Here is a 17,884-nt window from a genome sequence, read left to right as displayed (position 1 = left end):
TCGTGGATCGGTGAGCAGAAGTATAAATTCTGGCTACCCACCGATCCACGAACCAACGCCCGCAGCTAGTTATACTGTAAAGATCAGTACTTCATTTCACCCCGGTCTTTCTCTACCGCGCTCCGGCCTTCTTTCATCCAGACCGGCATGGGGGCATCTTTCAGGTAGTAATCGAAATACTGGTATAACCGAATACTGAGGTCCTTGGCGTTGTGCCGCTGGGTCAGGTTGTGGCCTTCCCCGTTATAGACCAGCATCCAGACCGGCTTGTTCAGCCGACGCAGTGCCGAGAACATCTCAATACCCTGATACCAGGGGACGGCTCCGTCGGCGTCGTTATGGGTCATCATCAGGGGCGTTTCAATCCGGTTTGCGAAGAAAAGTGGCGAATTCTCGATATAATTCATCGGTTTATCCCACAGGGTTCCGCCAATGCGGCTCTGTGTTTTTTCGTACTGGAACGCCCGGCTGATGCCCGTTTCCCACCGAATACCGCCGTAAGCTGATGTCATGTTTGCCACTGGCGCACCGGCTTCTGCCGCCCGGAAAAGATTAGTGCGGGTAATGATGTAGGCGGTCTGGTAACCACCCCAGCTTTGTCCCTGAATGCCCAGCCGGTTACGATCTACAAAGCCTTTGTCGAGCAGGCTCAATACGCCAGGTACAACACAGTCGTAGGCATTGGGACCCGGCTGGCCGGTTGTATACACGATGTCCGGTACAAAAACCAGATACCCGTTCGAAACGCAGTACGGAATATTGATGGTCGACCGGCTGGGCGAAGGAGCCCGATAGTCGTTCAGGGTTTCGGCGTTGCGCTCATAGAAGTAGGTCAGCATAGGGTATTTCTTGCTAGGGTCGAAGCCCTCCGGTTTAAATAGCAAGCCTTCCAGCTTGATACCGTTTGTGCCAATCCAACTCACAATTTCTGCACTTCCCCACCGAACGCTGTCCTGTTGGGGATTCGTCCGGGTCAGCTGAACAGGAGCCGCAAGGGTCGTATCCGTCTGGAAAAGATTGGTCGACTCTTTGTAGTTACCCCTATAAAACGTCATAACTGGGGCATTTTTTGCTTTGTTCAGCCCAAAATAACGGTGGTTGCTTCGGGTCAATACAGTTGGTTCAGCAACGGCCAGCCCGTTCTTACTCTTTAAAATACCGGTCGCTTTATCGCTCTCCCAGATACCCGTCAGAAATAGTTCAGCTTTGGGGTCGATGGCTTTCTCAGCCGCTCCTGATCGTCGGCCGGGGGTGTCGTCGTCGTTTTCTACTTCGGCCCGGCGCAGGCGAATTTTATTTTTGCGTCCCCAGCCAGCCGTCAGATTGGTTGGTTTTTCTTTACCGGTTGGATCAAACTGCCAGATGTCATAACGGTCGTAAAGCCACAGGTAGCGATCGCCGGTTGTCCAGCCAGCCGAGCCATAAGCACCAGGTAAATTAGGCGTGTCGTGTTCCTCATCGAAAAACTTGCTTGGCAAGCCACGGGTCAGATCCAGCCGTCGACTATCGGCTATCGACCACGCTCGCCAGAGTGAGTCGCGCTCATCGAACCAGTAAGCGTACTTGCCTTCGGGCGATAATTTGGGTTGCGACGCCATAACATCATTAGCAATTCTCTTTTTCTCACCCGTTTGCGTATCGATCAGATACAGGTCGGTGTGGCCGGGGTCCCAGGAGGCCTGAACCTGATAGGGCAGGTCACTCAGGCCCAATAAGTAGCGGGAATTTGTCTTGGCATCAAAGCTTACCGTTGGGATTTCCCGGCTGGCCAAGGGAATAACTTTCCCACTTGCCACGTCATACACCGTCAAAAATCCACGCTCTTTCTCTTCCTTGAGCCGCCGTTGCTGCATGGGCTGCAAGCGGGTGTCGGTCCAGGTCCAGACATCCATTTTGACTTTTTCATCCTCAGGTGTCAGGGTATCTTTCGTCGGTTTAGGCGCAATGGGTGACGTGGAGAAATAAAGTCGTTTGCCATCGTCCGAGAATTTTGGCTCGCGATATTCATTTACCGACCACCGTTTGGGTAAGGCCGAGGTTAGTGTATCCGCAATTACTCTGAAAGGAGCTTCGGGAGCCGCCGTTTTCGACCTTTTGCCTTTGACCGCGACCGTTGGCGACAGGTTCTTATAATATAGCGTGAAGACTTTTACATCACTACCGGCGCTATCGGCGGAGGCCATCCAGGTAAGTTGCTGGCCGACTTTATCAATGGCCAGTCCTTTGTATATTTTTCGTTTTGAACTAGTGTCGATAAGCATGGTCTGCCCATTGGCCGTATTAAACAGAAATACCCCTGGTACGCTTGATTCGCCCGTTTTCAAGGAGTCGTTGGCCGACTCTTTGCTGTAAAAAATAGCCTGTCCGTTGTCCGACATTACCACGTTTGATACGTATCTAACCGTTTTGCGCGTGCCATCGACCATGTTCAGCAGGGTTAAATCGTCGCCTTTGGGCTTTTTTACCGGTCCTTTGCGCGTGGCGATGGTGGTCGTCGAAACGGGGGCCGAGGGTGTGAGCGTATCTTTAAGCGAAGCACTTTTGGATGCTGGTGCAGCGCGTTCGTCTTTCCGTTCCTGCACTACAGCCAGCCAGGAACCGGTGTCCTTACCGAAGACAAACGATTTCGCATTTGGGAGCTTTGTCGGTTTGCCCGTGCTCAGATTCAGGACCAGCAAACTATCTTTAGGCAGTTCATCTGTTTTTTTCTTCTTGAGCTTAGCGTTTCGGGTGGCCATATATGGCGCTTTGAGCCGCATCACCAGAAACTTGCTGTCGGGGGTAAACTGGGCCATATAACCCCTTGGGAAAACATACTCCTTTCGGTTTGTGTTGGCTGTAGACGATACAACTTCCAATCGTCCATCACCTTCCTGGGGATCAATCTGGTAAGCAATCCAGTGGCCATCGTCCGATATTTTTTCAGACCGCACACTTTGCCAGCGATCGTAGTCTGTTGAATTTAGGGCTCGCTTCTGGCTTTGGGCAAGAAGGGGAATTGCAAGGAAAAAATAGAGTATTAGTTGACAGAAGTGTCTCATGAAGGAATAGGTTTGCGTTTCAACGAAAATACGAAAAAGTCATCATTTGTTTGTTAGTGTCACTCTATCAGTCTATTAGTTATGAGATACATACCATTCTTTATGTTATTTGCTATTGGTTTGCCCTTTTATGGCTATAGCCAGCAGAATATGCGGCTGAAGAGCGAACTCGACAGCATGTATGTGTTGGACCAGCGCAACCGTGAGTGGCTTACCAAGTTGGGAAATAATCAACCCTTAACCGACAGTTTGAGTAAAATCTACAAGGTGGATCGGGCCAATCTGGCGGGGAGGTTATGGGCCGAGCAAACAAAAATTGATACTAGCAACATAGCCCGTGCCGAGGCTATTTTGAAAGAAGGGGGGTATCCCGGAAAGAGCCTGGTAGGTACGCCCAGTAATGAAGCCATCTTTTACATTATCCAGCATTCCGGCAAAATTGATACGTACTTACCCGTGATAAAAAAAGCGGCTGACGAGGGAGAATTGCCGTTTTATCAGTACGCGATGATGCTCGACCGATCTTTAATGTATAGCAGGAAACCCCAACTGTATGGCACACAGGTTTCCTGCCAACCGTTAAAAAGTACGAAACAGTCACGCTGTTTTGTCTGGCCAATTGCCAACGCAAAGGAGGTTAATAAGCGCCGGAAGCAGGCCGGTTTTGAGTTGACGGTTGAAGAAAACGCCAACCGGTTGAATGCCGCTTACGAACCGGGCAGTACCGTCGATGCCATACGAAAAATGTACGCCCTGTAAGGAAGGCGCTGGGATTTATCTTTTTCAGGAGTTGATCCGGATTTAGGACTGTATCAGTTCTGCCAGGCCAACGCCCGAATCGGCAGCACCGTAATACACCCAGATTTCTCCGGCATGGTCGCTTTCGGCTGGCCATTGAACCCAGCCGTTTGCGAAAACTACATTTGGGAAAAAGCCGTCCCGTTCCCAGGCCAGTTCGGGGGTGAGCAGTGGGGTAATGGACCGGTCGAGTACCTTTGAGGGATCGTTGGTATCAAGCAAAGCGAGAGCCAGCGCGTAGGCATGGGTGGCATCGGCCCCATGATAGCAAACCAGCCAGCCCTCATCGGTTGCTATTGGCTCGGGACCCGCACCAATTTTTCCACCTTCCCAGGCAAACGGCTCATTAAGCACTCCCGAATTGGCCTGCCCACGGCCACCGAACAGAAATTTGTGATTACCCCAATGAATGCCATCGCTCGATTCGGCCAGCCATACCGATGGTTTGCCGATTTCTGAAACCATCGGGCGATGTAGTAGCATGTACTTGCCGTTAATTTTTTGGGGAAACAACGCGACATCTTTATTGGGTGGCGGCAAAATCATCCCCATGCGTTCGACCGTCTCGAAATCGGTTGTTACGGCCAGGCCAACGCCCGGCCCATTTTCTGAAACGGCGGTATAGGTAATCCAGTATTTGCCTTCCAGAAACGTGATTCGGGCATCTTCAATTCCGTACGATTCGTCCATCCGGGCCGGAAACAGGAACGGCTTTTCATCGATGGTGAAATGAACGCCATCGCGGCTACGTGCCAGACGAAGGTGACTCAAAGAGGTTAGATATACGGTGCCATCGAGGGACACTACCCGAGGGTCATAAGGCCCGGCGGGTTCCGGAAATCGTTTGATCGTCAACCCAGGAACGCCGTCCTGCTCTTCGATGAGCGGGACAATAACAAACCCCTTCTCAGCGGGCGGGGCTTCGGCTACACGCAGGAGTAGAAGAATTTCACCGTTGAAGTAGCAGGCTGCCGGGTTGAATGCACCCAGTACCTCAAAACCCGAAACGCTTGGTTTAACATCACTGGTTTGAATAATGGGCAGGTCCGAAAGCCGTCGGAGTTGGTAGTGTCTCATTTATACTGAATTAATGCGGGGCGTAGAACGCACATACTCAGTAACTCATAAAAAGAAGACAGTGTTCGGCGGCAAAAAGTCCAGGAACTTTGTAAAATGACTAAACCTTCCGGGAAATTGACGCGTTATGAGGGGTGAACTAACTTTTATACTCTGTTGACCATGATTTACGAGCCAGCATTTGATCAGGACGAAGATGTTCTGATGCTTAACCCAGATCCAGAAACAGCCGCCTTCGACGACGACGACGATGACTTCGACGACGCGGGTGCTGATTTCGATGAACTGGGCTCCGGAGCCGCCAGCGGCTATGGAGCAGATGATTTAGACGACATTGAAGAGGACTTCGATGAGGATGATCTGGATGAAGATCTGGACGACGACTCGATTGAAGATGACCTTGACGACGACGATAGTCTGGATTGATGCGTATCGGGTAAACCAATTACCGGTACGCCCAGTATAGTATTGTGAGTCGTATTAATCAGTTCACTACATTTCTTACTCAATCACCAGCATGGCAGATCTAGCATCGACCCCAGAACCAGAAGAAAAATCAATCGTTTCGTCGGAGGACGCCGTTACGGAAGGCACCGCACCTGATGCGGATACGCAATCGTCTGCAGCCAGTGAAGCCGGTGATCGCACTACTGAAGATGGTTCGCGCGCTCCAAACGACCCTGCCGAAGGCGCTTAAAGGAATGTAGCCTGATGAATGATAAATGATGAATGATCACGCTTGTGTTTTCATTCATCATTTATCATTCATCAGTACCTGTAAGAGGGTTTGGCATTTCATTTCTGTTTCCACCCATTCCCGCTCAGGTATAGAGTCCTCCGTGAGGCCTGCACCGGCATAAAGAGTGGCCTTGTTCCCTTCCAGCTTCATACAGCGGATATGGACAAACAAGTCACTTTCAGCCCCTTCATTATCTACGCTCACATTAACCGGTCCCAGAAAGCCGCTGTAGAACTCCCGATCGTGCGTTTCGTACTGGCTGATAAAGTTAAAAGCGGCATCGCGGGGCATACCACAAACAGCGGAGGTCGGGTGCAGTAAACGGAGCATCACCGTTCCCAACTGCGGATACCGAACGGCCTGCGTATCCACGGTAAAATAGGTGCTTAAATGCATCAAATTACCGGCTATAACCGTTTTAGGGCCTTCTTCGAGGTATTCGCGCAAGCGTATCTTTTTAAAGCACTCAATAATATAGCGGCTCACCAGGGCCTGCTCTTCAATCTCTTTCTGCGACCACATGGCTCCGGCGGGCCGCTTTTGCGTTCCGTCTGCCTCAAAAGCCGATTGCGTTCCCGCTAATGATGCCGTTCTGAACAAGCCAGCGGCATCAACACTCACGAGCCGTTCGGGCGTAGCGCTGATCCATATCTGTCCTCTTTCGGGTATCGATACGGCCGATATGAATGCGGTTGGATAAGCCGTGCAGAGCTTGTCGAATAAAGCCACGGCGTCGGGCGCATCGGCAAACTGTACCTGTTTGGTTCTTGACAACACCACTTTTCGAAACTCACCCCGCTGCATGGCTTCTATGGCCAGGCTTACATTTCGTACATAAGCTGCCTGTGCCTCCGGATCGGAGAGCGGAGTGACCGTCTGCGGAGTTTTTCCCGGCGTCTTGTTTGTCATTTGCTCACGCAAAGCCTGCCGAAACTTGTCAGCTGGGGTGTTTTCTGCAATACGGACATCGGTTTTACCAGACCGTTCTGAAAAAGATACCTGGAGGTCGGCCCGCAAAAAAAGCGATTGTGTGCTGATACTGGCACCCGATAGCGCCCCAGATGACATGTTGGTGGGGGCGGTGCTGGCCAGATTATCGAAAGGGCTAATCAGGAAGCCAGCCGGTAGTTCGTCAAGATCCGCCGATACGCGCGGCAGTACCTCATCGAAGGAGACGATCAGGTGCTTGTCGCGCTTGTTGGGCAATCGCCAGAGGGCCGCCGGAAAACCGAGCAGATGAGCCGTTTCCCAGAGCTGACTGGCGCTGGGTTTGCCGGTTCGCGTGTATGATTCAGTGGTTGATGAAGCTGTACTAAAATAATCAGATTGCATAGCCGATAACCGGGCGGGTTAGGCCCCGTTGCAGAGATAACAGTTTGTACATGAAATTTGTGCGTAAGAATGTAAAACAGTTCTCAGGCATGCTTAACGTACAGATAGTCAGGTAGCGAAGTTACCTGTTTCTGATGCAGGTGTGGTTGGGTAGCCGGGAAAATCACCCAATTTTGCAACGGTAAAAAAGAAAAGCCGCTTAGGTGATGCAGAGTTTCTTTTTTTGCGCTCCCAAGTCGTTCAATCATGAAAACTCGTTTCGCTCTGCCAAAACTACGCTGCCAGCTAGCATGTATAGCGGCTTTGGTGTCTCTGACTGTCTGCTCCGCTCAGTCGCCTGTCTTCAGGATAATTGAGAAACCAATCGTTTTTGATGAAGAACGAAAGCTGTTATCGCTCGACTATCTGATCAGACGGCATGGTATTCAGCAATCGGCGCCTTACATAAAACCGAAAATGATTGTGCTGCACTGGACGGCCGTACCAACCCTTCAGGCTGCCTTCGACCTGTTTAATCCGAGTGTATTGACGGATCGTCCTGACATTCAGGCAGCTAGTCGATTAAATATATCCGTTCCGTTTCTCGTTGATCGCGATGGTACGATTTACCGACTTCTGCCCGATACGGTTTTTACCCGGCATTGCATTGGGCTGAATTATTGCGCTATCGGTATCGAAAATGTGGGAAATAACAACCTGACCGACGCGCAGCTTGACGCCAATGTGCAGTTAGTGCGTTACTTGAAGCAACGCTACGCCATTGAGTACCTGATTGGTCATTACGAATACAAAGATTTTATCGGTACTCCGCTCTGGAAAGAAACCGACTCAACTTACCTGACCAGTAAAACCGACCCCGGAAAAGAATTTATGAAGAATGTACGCAGGCAGGTTAAAGACTTGAAGCTGAAAGGAAGTCCGTTGCAGGCCGAGTAGATGTCGGGATACTGTTCGGCCAGGTGACATAAATTCGAAAAGGAGCGGGATAAATGGTTTCTTTTCTGCGAACTTCGCAGCCGGAAAATCTCCTCTCGACTTTATGATCCGTATCTTTCAGCAGGACGCCACCGCCGTCCGGAAAATTCGTGATATCGACTCCTTCTCCAATACTGAGCGGACGCTCTGGGTGGATTTGCAAAACCCTACACCCGCCGAAATCAAAAGTGTTGAGGAGAAGTTCGATGTCGATTTTCTAAGTCAGCAGGAGCAACTGGAAATTGAAAGTAGCTCACGCTATATTGAAGAAGACGATTACCTGATTGCTAATTCTAACTTTCTGGTGCCCGATGCCGATCAACGGTATATCAACGTGCCCGTAAGTTTCCTGCTCAAAGATGACACGCTGTTTACCTACCGCAACGCCGACCTCAAATCATTTGCCGATACGGTAAAGCGCATCAAATCGCGCCGGGCTTTATTCAGTGATGGCGCGCAAATCCTGATTTCAATCTTTGAGTCCCGTATTGATTACGATGCGGATTTAATTGAGCTTGTCTCCGGCGAAATCAAAGCTATCAACCGGCTGCTCGATCTCGACGCCAACCTGGACCGCGAGATGCTGCTTAATATCAATGACTACCAGGAATTAACCATGCTGATTCGGGAAAACGTGGTCGATAAGCAGCGCGTTATTACGTCCATGATTCGGTCAGACGGTTGGTTCAACGAAGCGGAGCAGCAACGACTTCGAACACTTATCAAAGACATAAATTCCCTTATTGAACATACTAACTTCATTTTTGAGCGCCTGGAGTTCCTACAAAATACATACCTCGGTCTGATTGACCTGGAGCAAAACCGGGTCGTAAAAATCTTTACGGTGGTATCGCTTGTTTTCCTGCCGCCCACGTTGCTGGCCAGCATCTGGGGAATGAATTTCGACGAAATGCCCGAAGTCCACTGGAAATACGGCTACGTGTTTGCCCTGGCTATGATGGTCTTTTCATCGGCCCTTACCGTCTGGATATTCCGGCGTAAGAACTGGCTGTAGTTCGCAAGTAAATTTATGTATTGTACAGGCCCTTTTTCGGGGGAGTGCATTTCGAGCAGTGGCGCGGCTGAGGCAAGCGTCTGGTTTTCAGTAACAATTTTTAGCCGTGCAAGCGCCTAGGCAAGCCGTCTTTTGCAGGGTCAGGTAAGTTACTTTTCTGTTTCCTTTCGTCTGATTCTCAAACAATTTCTTTTAATGTTTATGGAGCAGGCACAAAACAGAGTAGAGCGTATTTACGACCAGATTCTGGCGTTCGCCACTATTTACGGCGGCAAAATAGTTTTAGCCATTGTAACGCTTGTCGTTGGCCTTTGGATCATTGGCTGGATCGTAAAATTACTGTCGTCCATGATGACTAAGCGGCATGTTGACCGGGATGTACAGCCATTTTTGTTGTCATTGGTAAACGGGTTGCTTCGTGTTCTGTTACTGTTAAGCATTGCCAGTACGCTCGGTGTCCAAACCACTTCCTTTGTGGCTATTATAGGGGCAGCCGGTCTGGCCGTTGGATTGGCCCTTCAGGGAAGTCTGGCCAACTTTGCCGGTGGGGTGCTGATCCTGATATTCAAACCATTCAGGGTTGGTGATCTGATTACGGCTCAAGGTTTTACGGCGACCGTAGAAGCAATCCGGATTTTTGATACAACCCTGGTGACCCTCGATAACAAGACCATTATTCTGCCCAACGGACCACTGTCAACGACGGCCATTGTGAACATTAGTACCAGGGGCATAATTCGTGTCGATCAAGTATATGGCGTGGGTAGCCAAAATGATCTTGACGCAACCAAAGCATCGTTCATGCGTGCTATTGGCAGCTGCCCTTACGCGCTGCCAGATCGGGAACATGATGTACTGATTGCGAAACTAAATCCTAACTCAAGAGAGTACGACGTGCGGGTGTGGACTAAAAGCGAGCACTACTGGGACACGTACTATTACATGCTTGAGTGCATTGCCCGGCAGTTTGTCATTGATGGTATAGAAGCACCGAAACCAAAAATGTTTATTACAAACGAAGAGTAAAACGGGCTAACCTTTACGTAGTTTCTTTCGACTTCCAATGACGCGGTTAGTCGGGTACGCCTTGTAGTTATCCTGGTCATGCACTAGCTTAGGAATAGCGCGGATGATCAAAATGGCTACAAAGCATCCCCCAATTAGATCAGGGTGAGTGAACACTTTATTTGAGGGACGGTTAAACGTTCGAAGGATAACTGCATCTAACCTTCGACGCGTTTCGATACGCGGTAGATAACGACCTACTGTCATGACTATCCTGAAAACAATACAGCTGCTTGGCCTGATGGCGGTACTTGCCATCGACCCAATCGCTCCCCAGAAAGCTACGGCTCAGCCGGGGATAAGTGTTCCGATACAAACTTTTTATAACGAACTGGCTCCTTATGGACAGTGGATTCCCAATCCGGTATATGGCTCTGTCTGGATCCCTAATGTGGGACCGGATTTCCAGCCTTACGCAACGGACGGCCACTGGGTTGTAACGGAGTTCGGTAATACCTGGGTATCTGATTACGCATGGGGTTGGGCACCGTTTCACTACGGACGCTGGTTTTTCGATAGCCAATACGGTTGGGCGTGGGTGCCGGGCAACGACTGGGGTCCAGCCTGGGTATCGTGGCGCACGGGGGGCGGTTATTATGGCTGGGCACCCCTGGGCCCCGGGATCGACATTAACGTAAATATCAACATTCCGGCTCCTTACTGGACCTTTGTGCCGCAAATTTACATCACCAGTCCAAGGCTTTACAGCTACCGGGTGGCGCGGCCAAACGTTATAAATATTTACCAGAACACAACCATTATCAACAACGTGTACCGGTCAAACAACCGGGCTTATGTGTACGGTCCTAACCGGTATGAAATTGAGCGTGTAACCCGCCAGCGTGTTCCTGTCTACCGGATTGACCCGCTGGACCGTCCCGGTCGGTCGGTTGTAGGCAATGGTTCCGTAGGCTTTTATCGTCCTGGTCAACCGTCGGGTTACGGACAGAATTATGGGCGGAATGATCGTGACCGATATAACGATCGCTACGACAACCGGCGTCCCGATTATAACAACAACAACACGCCCGGTCGTGATCCGTACAATGGTGGCAACAACGTCCCTAATCGAGAATATAATGGCAATAATTCGCCTGGCCGTTCTTATGAGGGCAACGCTGTTACGCCGAGCCGAGAGTATAACGGCAGTCCTAACCGGGGTGGAACCTATAACGGCGACTTTAACAACGCCCCAGCGTCACCAAACCGTAACAGGTATAATAGCACACCGGCGCCGGGGAATAACACCCCAACTCCGTCCGCACCTGTTGAATCTGGCCGCGGGTCATATTCGCCGGGTAACGCCCAGCCTCAACAGCAGGGGGGAGGGTTTTCCCGTAGAGACGATCAGCCAGCCGGCCTCCAGCAAACACAACCTAACCGAACCTATGAGCAGCGAACGGAGCGGTTGAATCAGAGCCCCGGAAATACACCATCAATACCCGGAGCACGCAGCGAGAATGGAGGGGGCTTTCAACGGTCTTCAGAAAATAGAGGTGCTCAACCCCAGCAGCGTATTCAAGAGCAGTCGCAACGCGTGAATGGCGCGGGCGAACGCCAGCGGGGACCTCGTTAAAGCAGAATCGGCAGAAAGACCTGGAGCGGCCACCAAGTGAACAATGTTTCATTTTGGTGGCCGTTTTGTCGATTGGCTCGGCTTAGTCAGTCGCTAAGTGCTGATTAAGCGGTACTTTTGCCCATTATGCGTTATTTTATTGAGTTATCGTATCGGGGAACGGCTTATCATGGCTGGCAGACACAGGCCAATGGCATAAGTGTTCAAATTACGCTGGAAGCTGCCTTGAGTCAACGATTGGGTAAACCCGTGTACATTATGGGCAGTGGTCGAACAGACGCCGGTGTGCATGCCAAACAGCAGTTTGCTCATTTTGATAGTGAGGAGCCACTGGATCTAACCGAAAACCTTATCTATTCGCTCAATTGTATGCTGCCGGAAGATATCGCCATTCACGCCATATTTCCGGTTTCGGATAAAGCACATGCTCGTTTTTCGGCAGTCTCCCGGTATTACCAATACCATATTACTCGTCAGAAAAATGCCTTTGAGGGTACTCTAACCTATCATTTTCGGCCGCAGCTGAACGTCGATCTGATGAATGAGGCTTGTACATTGCTGCTCCAGCACACTAACTTTCAGAGTTTCAGCAAAGCGAGGGCTAATGTTACTCACTTTCACTGTCAACTTGAGTTTGCTTATTGGAGTTATACAAATACCGATTGTCTGACGTTTCACATTAAAGCGAATCGATTTTTATGGGGCATGGTGCGGACCATTGTGGGGACTATGCTCGAGATAGGGCAGGCCCGTATGAGCCTTGACCAGTTTGAGAAAATTATTCTGGCCCGGGACCGTAAAATAGCGGGCCGGGCTGCACCGGCAAACGGCTTGTATCTGGTGGAAGTCGGCTATCCGGCTGAGGTGTTTCTGAAGCGGACGTAGTTTGCTCGCTGCCCATATCCCTCTGTACTTGACTGCATTTCCCCTTAAATTTTGTTAATTTGGACCGTTCCCCCGTGGAATCCATTATTTTTGTCTCATAACACGAACCCCATAAATGGCTCGTAACAAGAAGAAAGTAGGTGCGTATCCCAGTGGCATGATCTTATTTAGTCTGACACTGGCCTTGTTTTTGATCGGTTTTTGCGGATTGCTGGCTATACAGTCGAAAAAACTGGTGACCTATATCCGCGAAAACTACGAAGTGCGGGCATTTCTGGATAAAGACCTCGATGTAAAGAAGAGCAGCGCACTCTTTCGGACGATTTCCGAACGGCCTTACATCCTGAAGACCAACGGGGTGCCCCAGGTTAATCTGGTTACAAAAGAAGATGCTGCTAAAGAGTTTATTGCTGAAACGAAAGAAGACTTTTCGAAGTTTTTGGGTGAAAATCCACTTCATGACAGCTACCGCATCAAACTGGACGAGGGCTACTTCGAGGAAGCCAAATTGCAGGAAGTAAAAAAGGACCTGGAAGAAATTGACGGTGTATTTGAGGTTGTTTATCAGGAGAATCTTGTTGACAACATCAATCGAAACATTACAAAAATTTATGCCATCATGTCGGCATTCGCCCTCATTCTGTTGCTGATTATTGTGGTGCTAATGAATAACACGATCCGGCTGGCACTTCATTCGCAGCGCTTGCTTATTCGAAGTATGCAGTTGGTAGGGGCTACAAACGGGTTTATTACCCGACCGTTTTTAGGACGGGGCATGTGGCAGGGTTTTCTGGCGGGTGTCATTGCCGTTATTCTACTCATTGCCGGCTTGCAGGTCGCTATTCATAACCTCCCTGAACTGGGCGCTTTTCAGGACACCGAAAAAATGATTTTCCTAATGGCTGGTATTGTGGGCCTGGGCGTATTGATTGGCTTCTTAAGCACATTTCAGGCTGTAAATCGGTATTTGGGCCTGACATTGGATGAGTTATATTAGTTAAGATGAAGCGCTACCTATAAAAGGAGCGTAAACTAGAGCTTGATTTTTACAGTTACACAAAAAGCATAACTGACGAACGAATATGGCAAAGGATAAACAAGCTGGCACGCCTACGCTGATGCGTGATGAACCAGTTAAAAAAATAGCCGACACAACACAGGTAGCGCCTAAAACGGCACCAACGCGGGCGTTTGCTGCAGAGCCAGTACGGCGCGACTCGGCGGCAGCGCTTCCCTTCGGGCGGCAGAACTACACGCTTATGCTGGCGGGTATCGGCGTTATTCTGGCCGGGTTCTTTATTATGAGTCTCGACAAAGAGGAGTTCGGGTTTGGCTTCCTAGGCCTGACACTCGGTCCGCTGGTGGTTATGGGGGGCTTTGTTCTTGAGTTTTTCGCGATTCTGGCCCGGCCCAAAGCGTAAAAAGTTTAATTGTTAATCGTTTGTTATTTGCCGTTTGATTCTGCTTGCCATAAGTTTGTCTGCTCTTGGCAACCAATTAACTGCAAACGACAAACGATTAACTGTTTTTAATGGAACTGATTCACGCTATTGCGCTGGCCATAATTGAAGGATTAACCGAGTTTTTGCCGGTTTCCTCTACGGGCCACATGATTATTTATTCGTCATTGGCAGGTATTGCCGGGAATGAGTTCACTAAGTTATACACGGTCGACGTTCAGTTTGGGTGTATACTGTCGGTACTGGTTATGTACCACCGACGATTTATGACCGATACCCGTACGGGTACGTTCGTTGTTCCCGGTTACCTGAAATCACTGCCCGTCCGGCTTCAGCCCATGGCAGATTTCTACAGCAAAATCCTGATCGCTTTTCTGCCAGCCGCCATCATTGGTTTTCTGCTGAATGATTTTATTGACTCACTTCTCGAAAGCATTACCACCGTTGCGATCTCGCTCCTGGTTGGTGGTATTGTACTGGTCTTTATCGACCGGATTATCAATCGCCAGCCTAAAGATGGGGAAGTAACCGTACCTGACGCCATTCGCATTGGCTTCTTTCAGTGTATTGCCATGATTCCCGGGGTATCCCGGTCGGCGGCAACCATTATCGGAGGTATGTATCAGGGGTTGAGCCGGACTCAAGCGGCTGAGTTTTCGTTTTTTCTGGCCGTGCCAACTATGGCAGCCGCTTCGGGCTACAAACTGCTGAAAACCTATAAGCTGATACAACCGGCAGATTACCAGACGCTGCTGATCGGTAATGCCATTGCATTTGTGGTTGGCTTGCTGGCCATTCGCGGATTTGTTGGTTTTCTTAACAAGTATGGCTTCAAAGTGTTTGGCTATTACCGGATTGCGCTTGGCCTACTGCTCCTTGGCTTAATGGCAGTTGGCGTTAAGTTGGACGTTTTGTAATTTATTTTGCCACAGAGATACGGGGAGAAACATAAAGATATACAGAGGTATTTCTCGTCTTTTGTTCTACGTATTTCTGTGCTTCTCCGTACATAGTTGTGTCACAACAAAATCAACCAACACCCGACCCCGGCCAGGTGATCCTGATTGACAAGCCACTTACCTGGACGTCATTCGACGTAGCTAACAAGCTTAAATACGCCTGTAAGTTCAAGAAGATTGGTCATGCCGGTACGCTAGACCCCCTTGCTACCGGGCTGCTTATTCTTTGTACCGGCAAGATGACCAAGCAGATAGACCAATATCAGGCTCAGGAAAAGGAATATACCGGAACCCTAGTTCTGGGTAAAACCACCCCCTCTGTTGATTTAGAAACAGCTTTCGACGCCGAATTCGATACAACGGGGATCACTCCTGAGCAAATACAGGAAGCAGCCAGACAGCTAACGGGCGAGATCCTGCAGGTGCCGCCTATCTACTCCGCCGTTCGTGTAAATGGCGAGCGACTCTACGAAAAAGCCCGTCGGGGCGAAACGGCCGACCGCGTTGAAGGAGGTATTAAAGCGCGTCAGGTAACGGTATCGGCTTTCGATGTCGATGCAGAACGCTTTCCGGAAGTCGATTTCCGTATCGTGTGTTCAAAAGGCACTTATATTCGTAGTCTGGTACGCGATTTGGGCTTGTTGCTCAACAACGGCGCTTACATGAGCAGCCTCCGCAGAACACGAATTGGCGAGTTTAGAGTAGATGATGCCCCAACCCTCGACGCCTTTATTGCAGCGCACCGGGCGGTATCATCAGAACCGTTATCAACAAACGAATGATTATTTACCAAGGCCTCGATGACATTCAACCTCTACCGAATGCCGTTGTAACAAGTGGTACATTTGATGGAGTACATCGAGGTCACCAGATTATTTTGTCGCGGCTGACGGAGGTGGCGCAGGCGAGTGGGGGCGAGTCGGTTTTAATTACGTACTGGCCGCATCCGCGTACAGTTGTGTCAAACGACAGTCAGAATCTGAAGCTGCTGACAACACTGGAGGAAAAGATCGAACTCCTCGATCAGGCGGGTGTTGAACACCTCGTTGTTATTCCCTTTACACGCTCCTTCTCCGAACTAACCTCCGAAGAGTACATTCGGCAGATCCTGCTTGATAAAATAGGGACGAAGAAACTGGTCATTGGCTACGACCATCGGTTTGGCCGCGACCGTGAAGGCGGGTTCGATTACATACAGGCTCATCAGAGTGAATATGGATTTGAAGTAGAGGAAATTCCCCGGCAGGATGTAGAAGCGGTTGGTGTAAGCTCGTCGAAAATCCGGGCTGCTCTGAACGAAGGAAATGTACATACGGCAAATCTCTTTCTGGGACGACCCTACAACCTGACTGGCACGATTGTGAAAGGGCGACAGCTTGGCCGCACCATTGGTTTCCCAACCGCAAACATGCAGGTCGATGATGCATCGAAGCTTATTCCGGCCAACGGTGTCTACGCCGTCGATGTCGAATACGCTGGTCAAACGTTGGGTGGGATGCTCAATATTGGCTTCCGGCCTACCGTATCGGGCACGCATCAGACTATAGAAACCTATATTTTTGACTTCGACAAAGATATTTACGGAGAGCATATGACGCTCCGGTTCCGGGAATTTCTGCGGCCTGAACAAAAGTTTGAGGGGTTGCCTGCTCTGGTTGCCCAGCTCAAACGTGATGAGGAAGCCGCACGGAAAGTGCTTGGAAATTAAGAGGTTATAGCGGCTGGGTCGCTATTTTCCAATATTTAGCCCGGCTACGTAGCCGGTTGTCCAGGCGCTTTGAAAGTTGAAGCCACCCGTAATGCCATCGACGTCCAGCACTTCACCGGCGAAAAATAAGCCGGGCTGCGATTTGCTTTCCAGGGTTTGTGGATCCAGGCTACCGAAGGATATGCCTCCGCAGGTAACAAATTCATCTTTAAAGGTACTTTTTCCCATCACCTGAAACTGGTTGTTTGTAAGCCGTTCCGTAAGCCGATTCAAGGGTTTGGCGGGCAGATCTGCCCAGCGCTGTGTTTCGGAAATACCAGCTTCCGTTACCATCATCTGCCAAAGTCGGGAGGGCAATGCAAAGGGGTTTTGAGAAATTACCTGCTTTCGCCCGTTCTGCTGGCGAAAATCCTGCAAAGCCGCTCTAAGTTGATTCTCATTTAAATCAGGTGTCCAGTTTATGCGCAAGGTAAACTGATAGTCGAGTTCGGCCAGGTCGCGGGCGGCCCAGGCTGACAGCCGTAAAATGGCGGGTCCACTAAAGCCCCAATGGGTTATTAATAGAGGCCCGCGCTGTTCCTGTTTAGTACCAATAATAGAGACTTTGGCATCTGGCACCGATACGCCAGCCAGCGGCAGAAAAGGGTTATCCGGTACGTTGAAGGTAAATAAAGAAGGTACCGGCGACACCAGCGAATCACTTGGCTCGGGTAGCCAGCTATAGCCGTCTGCTCTAGGGTAACCGCCGGTGGCTATGAGTACACGGTCGGCAGTAAGAACTTCATCTGTGTATAAGTGAAGAAGCCAGCGGTTCTGCTCATCGCGTGTCAATGTGCTGACTCCACAACTGGTACGAACGCTGATGCCTAACCGGCGCGCTGTGGTCAACAGGCAATCGACAATGGTATCGGACGTGTTTGTACCGGGAAACATACGCCCATCGGCTTCTGTCTTTAAAGGCACTCCCCGCTTTTCGAACCATTGAACGGTGGCGGTGGCGTCGAATACATTTAGCAGTGGCCGTAGCGGTTTTTCGCCCCTGGGGTAGTGCTTTACCAACTGGCGATTATCGAAGCAGGCGTGGGTAACATTACAGCGACCTCCGCCCGAAATGCGTACTTTATTGAGTACAGTACGATTCTTTTCTAAAATGGTAACGGTTGCATCCGGAAAGGTTTCGGCAGCGGTAATGGCACTGAAGAAACCGGCGGCACCACCGCCAATGACGACAATATTCAACGAGGACATACATTT

Annotated in this window: 17 protein-coding genes; 13 read left to right on the top strand and 4 right to left on the bottom strand. The window is 50.0% G+C overall.

From position 1 onward, the window contains the following. Positions 1-83: 83 nt before the first annotated feature. Complete coding sequence (locus tag NT073_RS25050) at positions 84-3,041, bottom strand: prolyl oligopeptidase family serine peptidase (protein WP_297379124.1); 2,958 nt, start codon at positions 3,039-3,041, stop codon at positions 84-86. A 102-nt stretch (positions 3,042-3,143) separates the two neighbouring features. On the opposite strand from NT073_RS25050, the gene NT073_RS25045 reads away from it, so the two are divergent. After that, a complete protein-coding gene (locus NT073_RS25045) occupies positions 3,144-3,800 on the top strand; it encodes a DUF6624 domain-containing protein (RefSeq protein WP_297379123.1) in 657 nt (218 codons plus the stop codon). Positions 3,801-3,842: 42 nt separating this feature from the next. Here the strand turns inward: NT073_RS25045 and NT073_RS25040 are convergent, their stop codons facing one another. Then, entirely contained in the window at positions 3,843-4,916 is a 1,074-nt protein-coding gene (locus tag NT073_RS25040; protein ID WP_297379121.1) for a glycoside hydrolase family 130 protein, read from the bottom strand. A 162-nt stretch (positions 4,917-5,078) separates the two neighbouring features. Between NT073_RS25040 and NT073_RS25035 the strand changes: the two genes are divergently transcribed. Both NT073_RS25035 and NT073_RS25030 read left to right on the top strand, forming a co-directional pair. Then, positions 5,079-5,342 carry an adhesin gene (locus NT073_RS25035; RefSeq protein WP_297379119.1) on the top strand — a complete coding sequence of 88 codons (264 nt, stop codon included), beginning with the start codon at positions 5,079-5,081 and terminating at the stop codon, positions 5,340-5,342. A gap of 91 nt (positions 5,343-5,433) precedes the next feature. After that, positions 5,434-5,613: a hypothetical protein gene (locus NT073_RS25030; RefSeq protein ID WP_297379117.1), complete on the top strand. Its 180-nt coding sequence runs from the start codon at positions 5,434-5,436 to the stop codon at positions 5,611-5,613. A gap of 57 nt (positions 5,614-5,670) precedes the next feature. On the opposite strand, the gene NT073_RS25025 is transcribed toward NT073_RS25030, so the two are convergent. Further along, entirely contained in the window at positions 5,671-6,987 is a 1,317-nt protein-coding gene (locus tag NT073_RS25025) for a chorismate-binding protein (protein WP_297379114.1), read from the bottom strand. Between the two features lie 246 nt (positions 6,988-7,233). Here NT073_RS25025 and NT073_RS25020 point away from each other — a divergent pair, with 246 nt between their 5' ends. The 10 genes from NT073_RS25020 to NT073_RS24975 all read left to right on the top strand — a co-directional run bounded on the left by NT073_RS25020 (position 7,234) and on the right by NT073_RS24975 (position 16,630). After that, positions 7,234-7,923 carry a peptidoglycan recognition family protein gene (locus tag NT073_RS25020; RefSeq protein ID WP_297379112.1) on the top strand — a complete coding sequence of 230 codons (690 nt, stop codon included), beginning with the start codon at positions 7,234-7,236 and terminating at the stop codon, positions 7,921-7,923. Positions 7,924-8,026: 103 nt separating this feature from the next. After that, entirely contained in the window at positions 8,027-8,977 is a 951-nt protein-coding gene (gene corA, locus NT073_RS25015) for a magnesium/cobalt transporter CorA (protein ID WP_297379110.1), read from the top strand. Positions 8,978-9,178: 201 nt separating this feature from the next. Next, entirely contained in the window at positions 9,179-10,003 is an 825-nt protein-coding gene (locus NT073_RS25010) for a mechanosensitive ion channel domain-containing protein (protein ID WP_297379108.1), read from the top strand. 244 nt (positions 10,004-10,247) lie between these two features. Continuing rightward, positions 10,248-11,618, top strand: coding sequence for a DUF6600 domain-containing protein (locus NT073_RS25005; RefSeq protein WP_297379105.1), 1,371 nt, complete (start codon positions 10,248-10,250; stop codon positions 11,616-11,618). Between the two features lie 126 nt (positions 11,619-11,744). Then, positions 11,745-12,503 (top strand): tRNA pseudouridine(38-40) synthase TruA, encoded by a 759-nt coding sequence (truA, locus tag NT073_RS25000; protein ID WP_297379103.1) that lies wholly within the window; start codon positions 11,745-11,747, stop codon positions 12,501-12,503. 115 nt (positions 12,504-12,618) lie between these two features. Beyond that, positions 12,619-13,500, top strand: coding sequence for a permease-like cell division protein FtsX (locus NT073_RS24995; protein ID WP_297379101.1), 882 nt, complete (start codon positions 12,619-12,621; stop codon positions 13,498-13,500). 85 nt (positions 13,501-13,585) lie between these two features. Further along, complete coding sequence (locus NT073_RS24990; protein WP_297379099.1) at positions 13,586-13,924, top strand: DUF3098 domain-containing protein; 339 nt, start codon at positions 13,586-13,588, stop codon at positions 13,922-13,924. Positions 13,925-14,034: 110 nt separating this feature from the next. Beyond that, complete coding sequence (locus tag NT073_RS24985) at positions 14,035-14,880, top strand: undecaprenyl-diphosphate phosphatase (protein WP_297379097.1); 846 nt, start codon at positions 14,035-14,037, stop codon at positions 14,878-14,880. Between the two features lie 98 nt (positions 14,881-14,978). After that, positions 14,979-15,704, top strand: a complete 726-nt coding sequence (gene truB, locus NT073_RS24980) for a tRNA pseudouridine(55) synthase TruB (protein WP_297379095.1) — start codon at positions 14,979-14,981, stop codon at positions 15,702-15,704. Next, a complete protein-coding gene (locus NT073_RS24975; protein ID WP_297379093.1) occupies positions 15,701-16,630 on the top strand; it encodes a bifunctional riboflavin kinase/FAD synthetase in 930 nt (309 codons plus the stop codon). Before truB ends, NT073_RS24975 begins: the two co-directional genes overlap by 4 nt. Positions 16,631-16,651: 21 nt before the next feature. Here NT073_RS24975 and NT073_RS24970 read toward each other — a convergent pair whose 3' ends face one another. Further along, entirely contained in the window at positions 16,652-17,878 is a 1,227-nt protein-coding gene (locus NT073_RS24970) for an NAD(P)/FAD-dependent oxidoreductase (protein WP_297379091.1), read from the bottom strand. Positions 17,879-17,884 lie beyond the last annotated feature (6 nt).

It is taken from the genome of Spirosoma sp., assembly GCF_026391055.1.
GTDB lineage: Bacteria > Bacteroidota > Bacteroidia > Cytophagales > Spirosomataceae > Spirosoma.
This window is presented reverse-complemented; position numbering and strand designations above follow the sequence as displayed.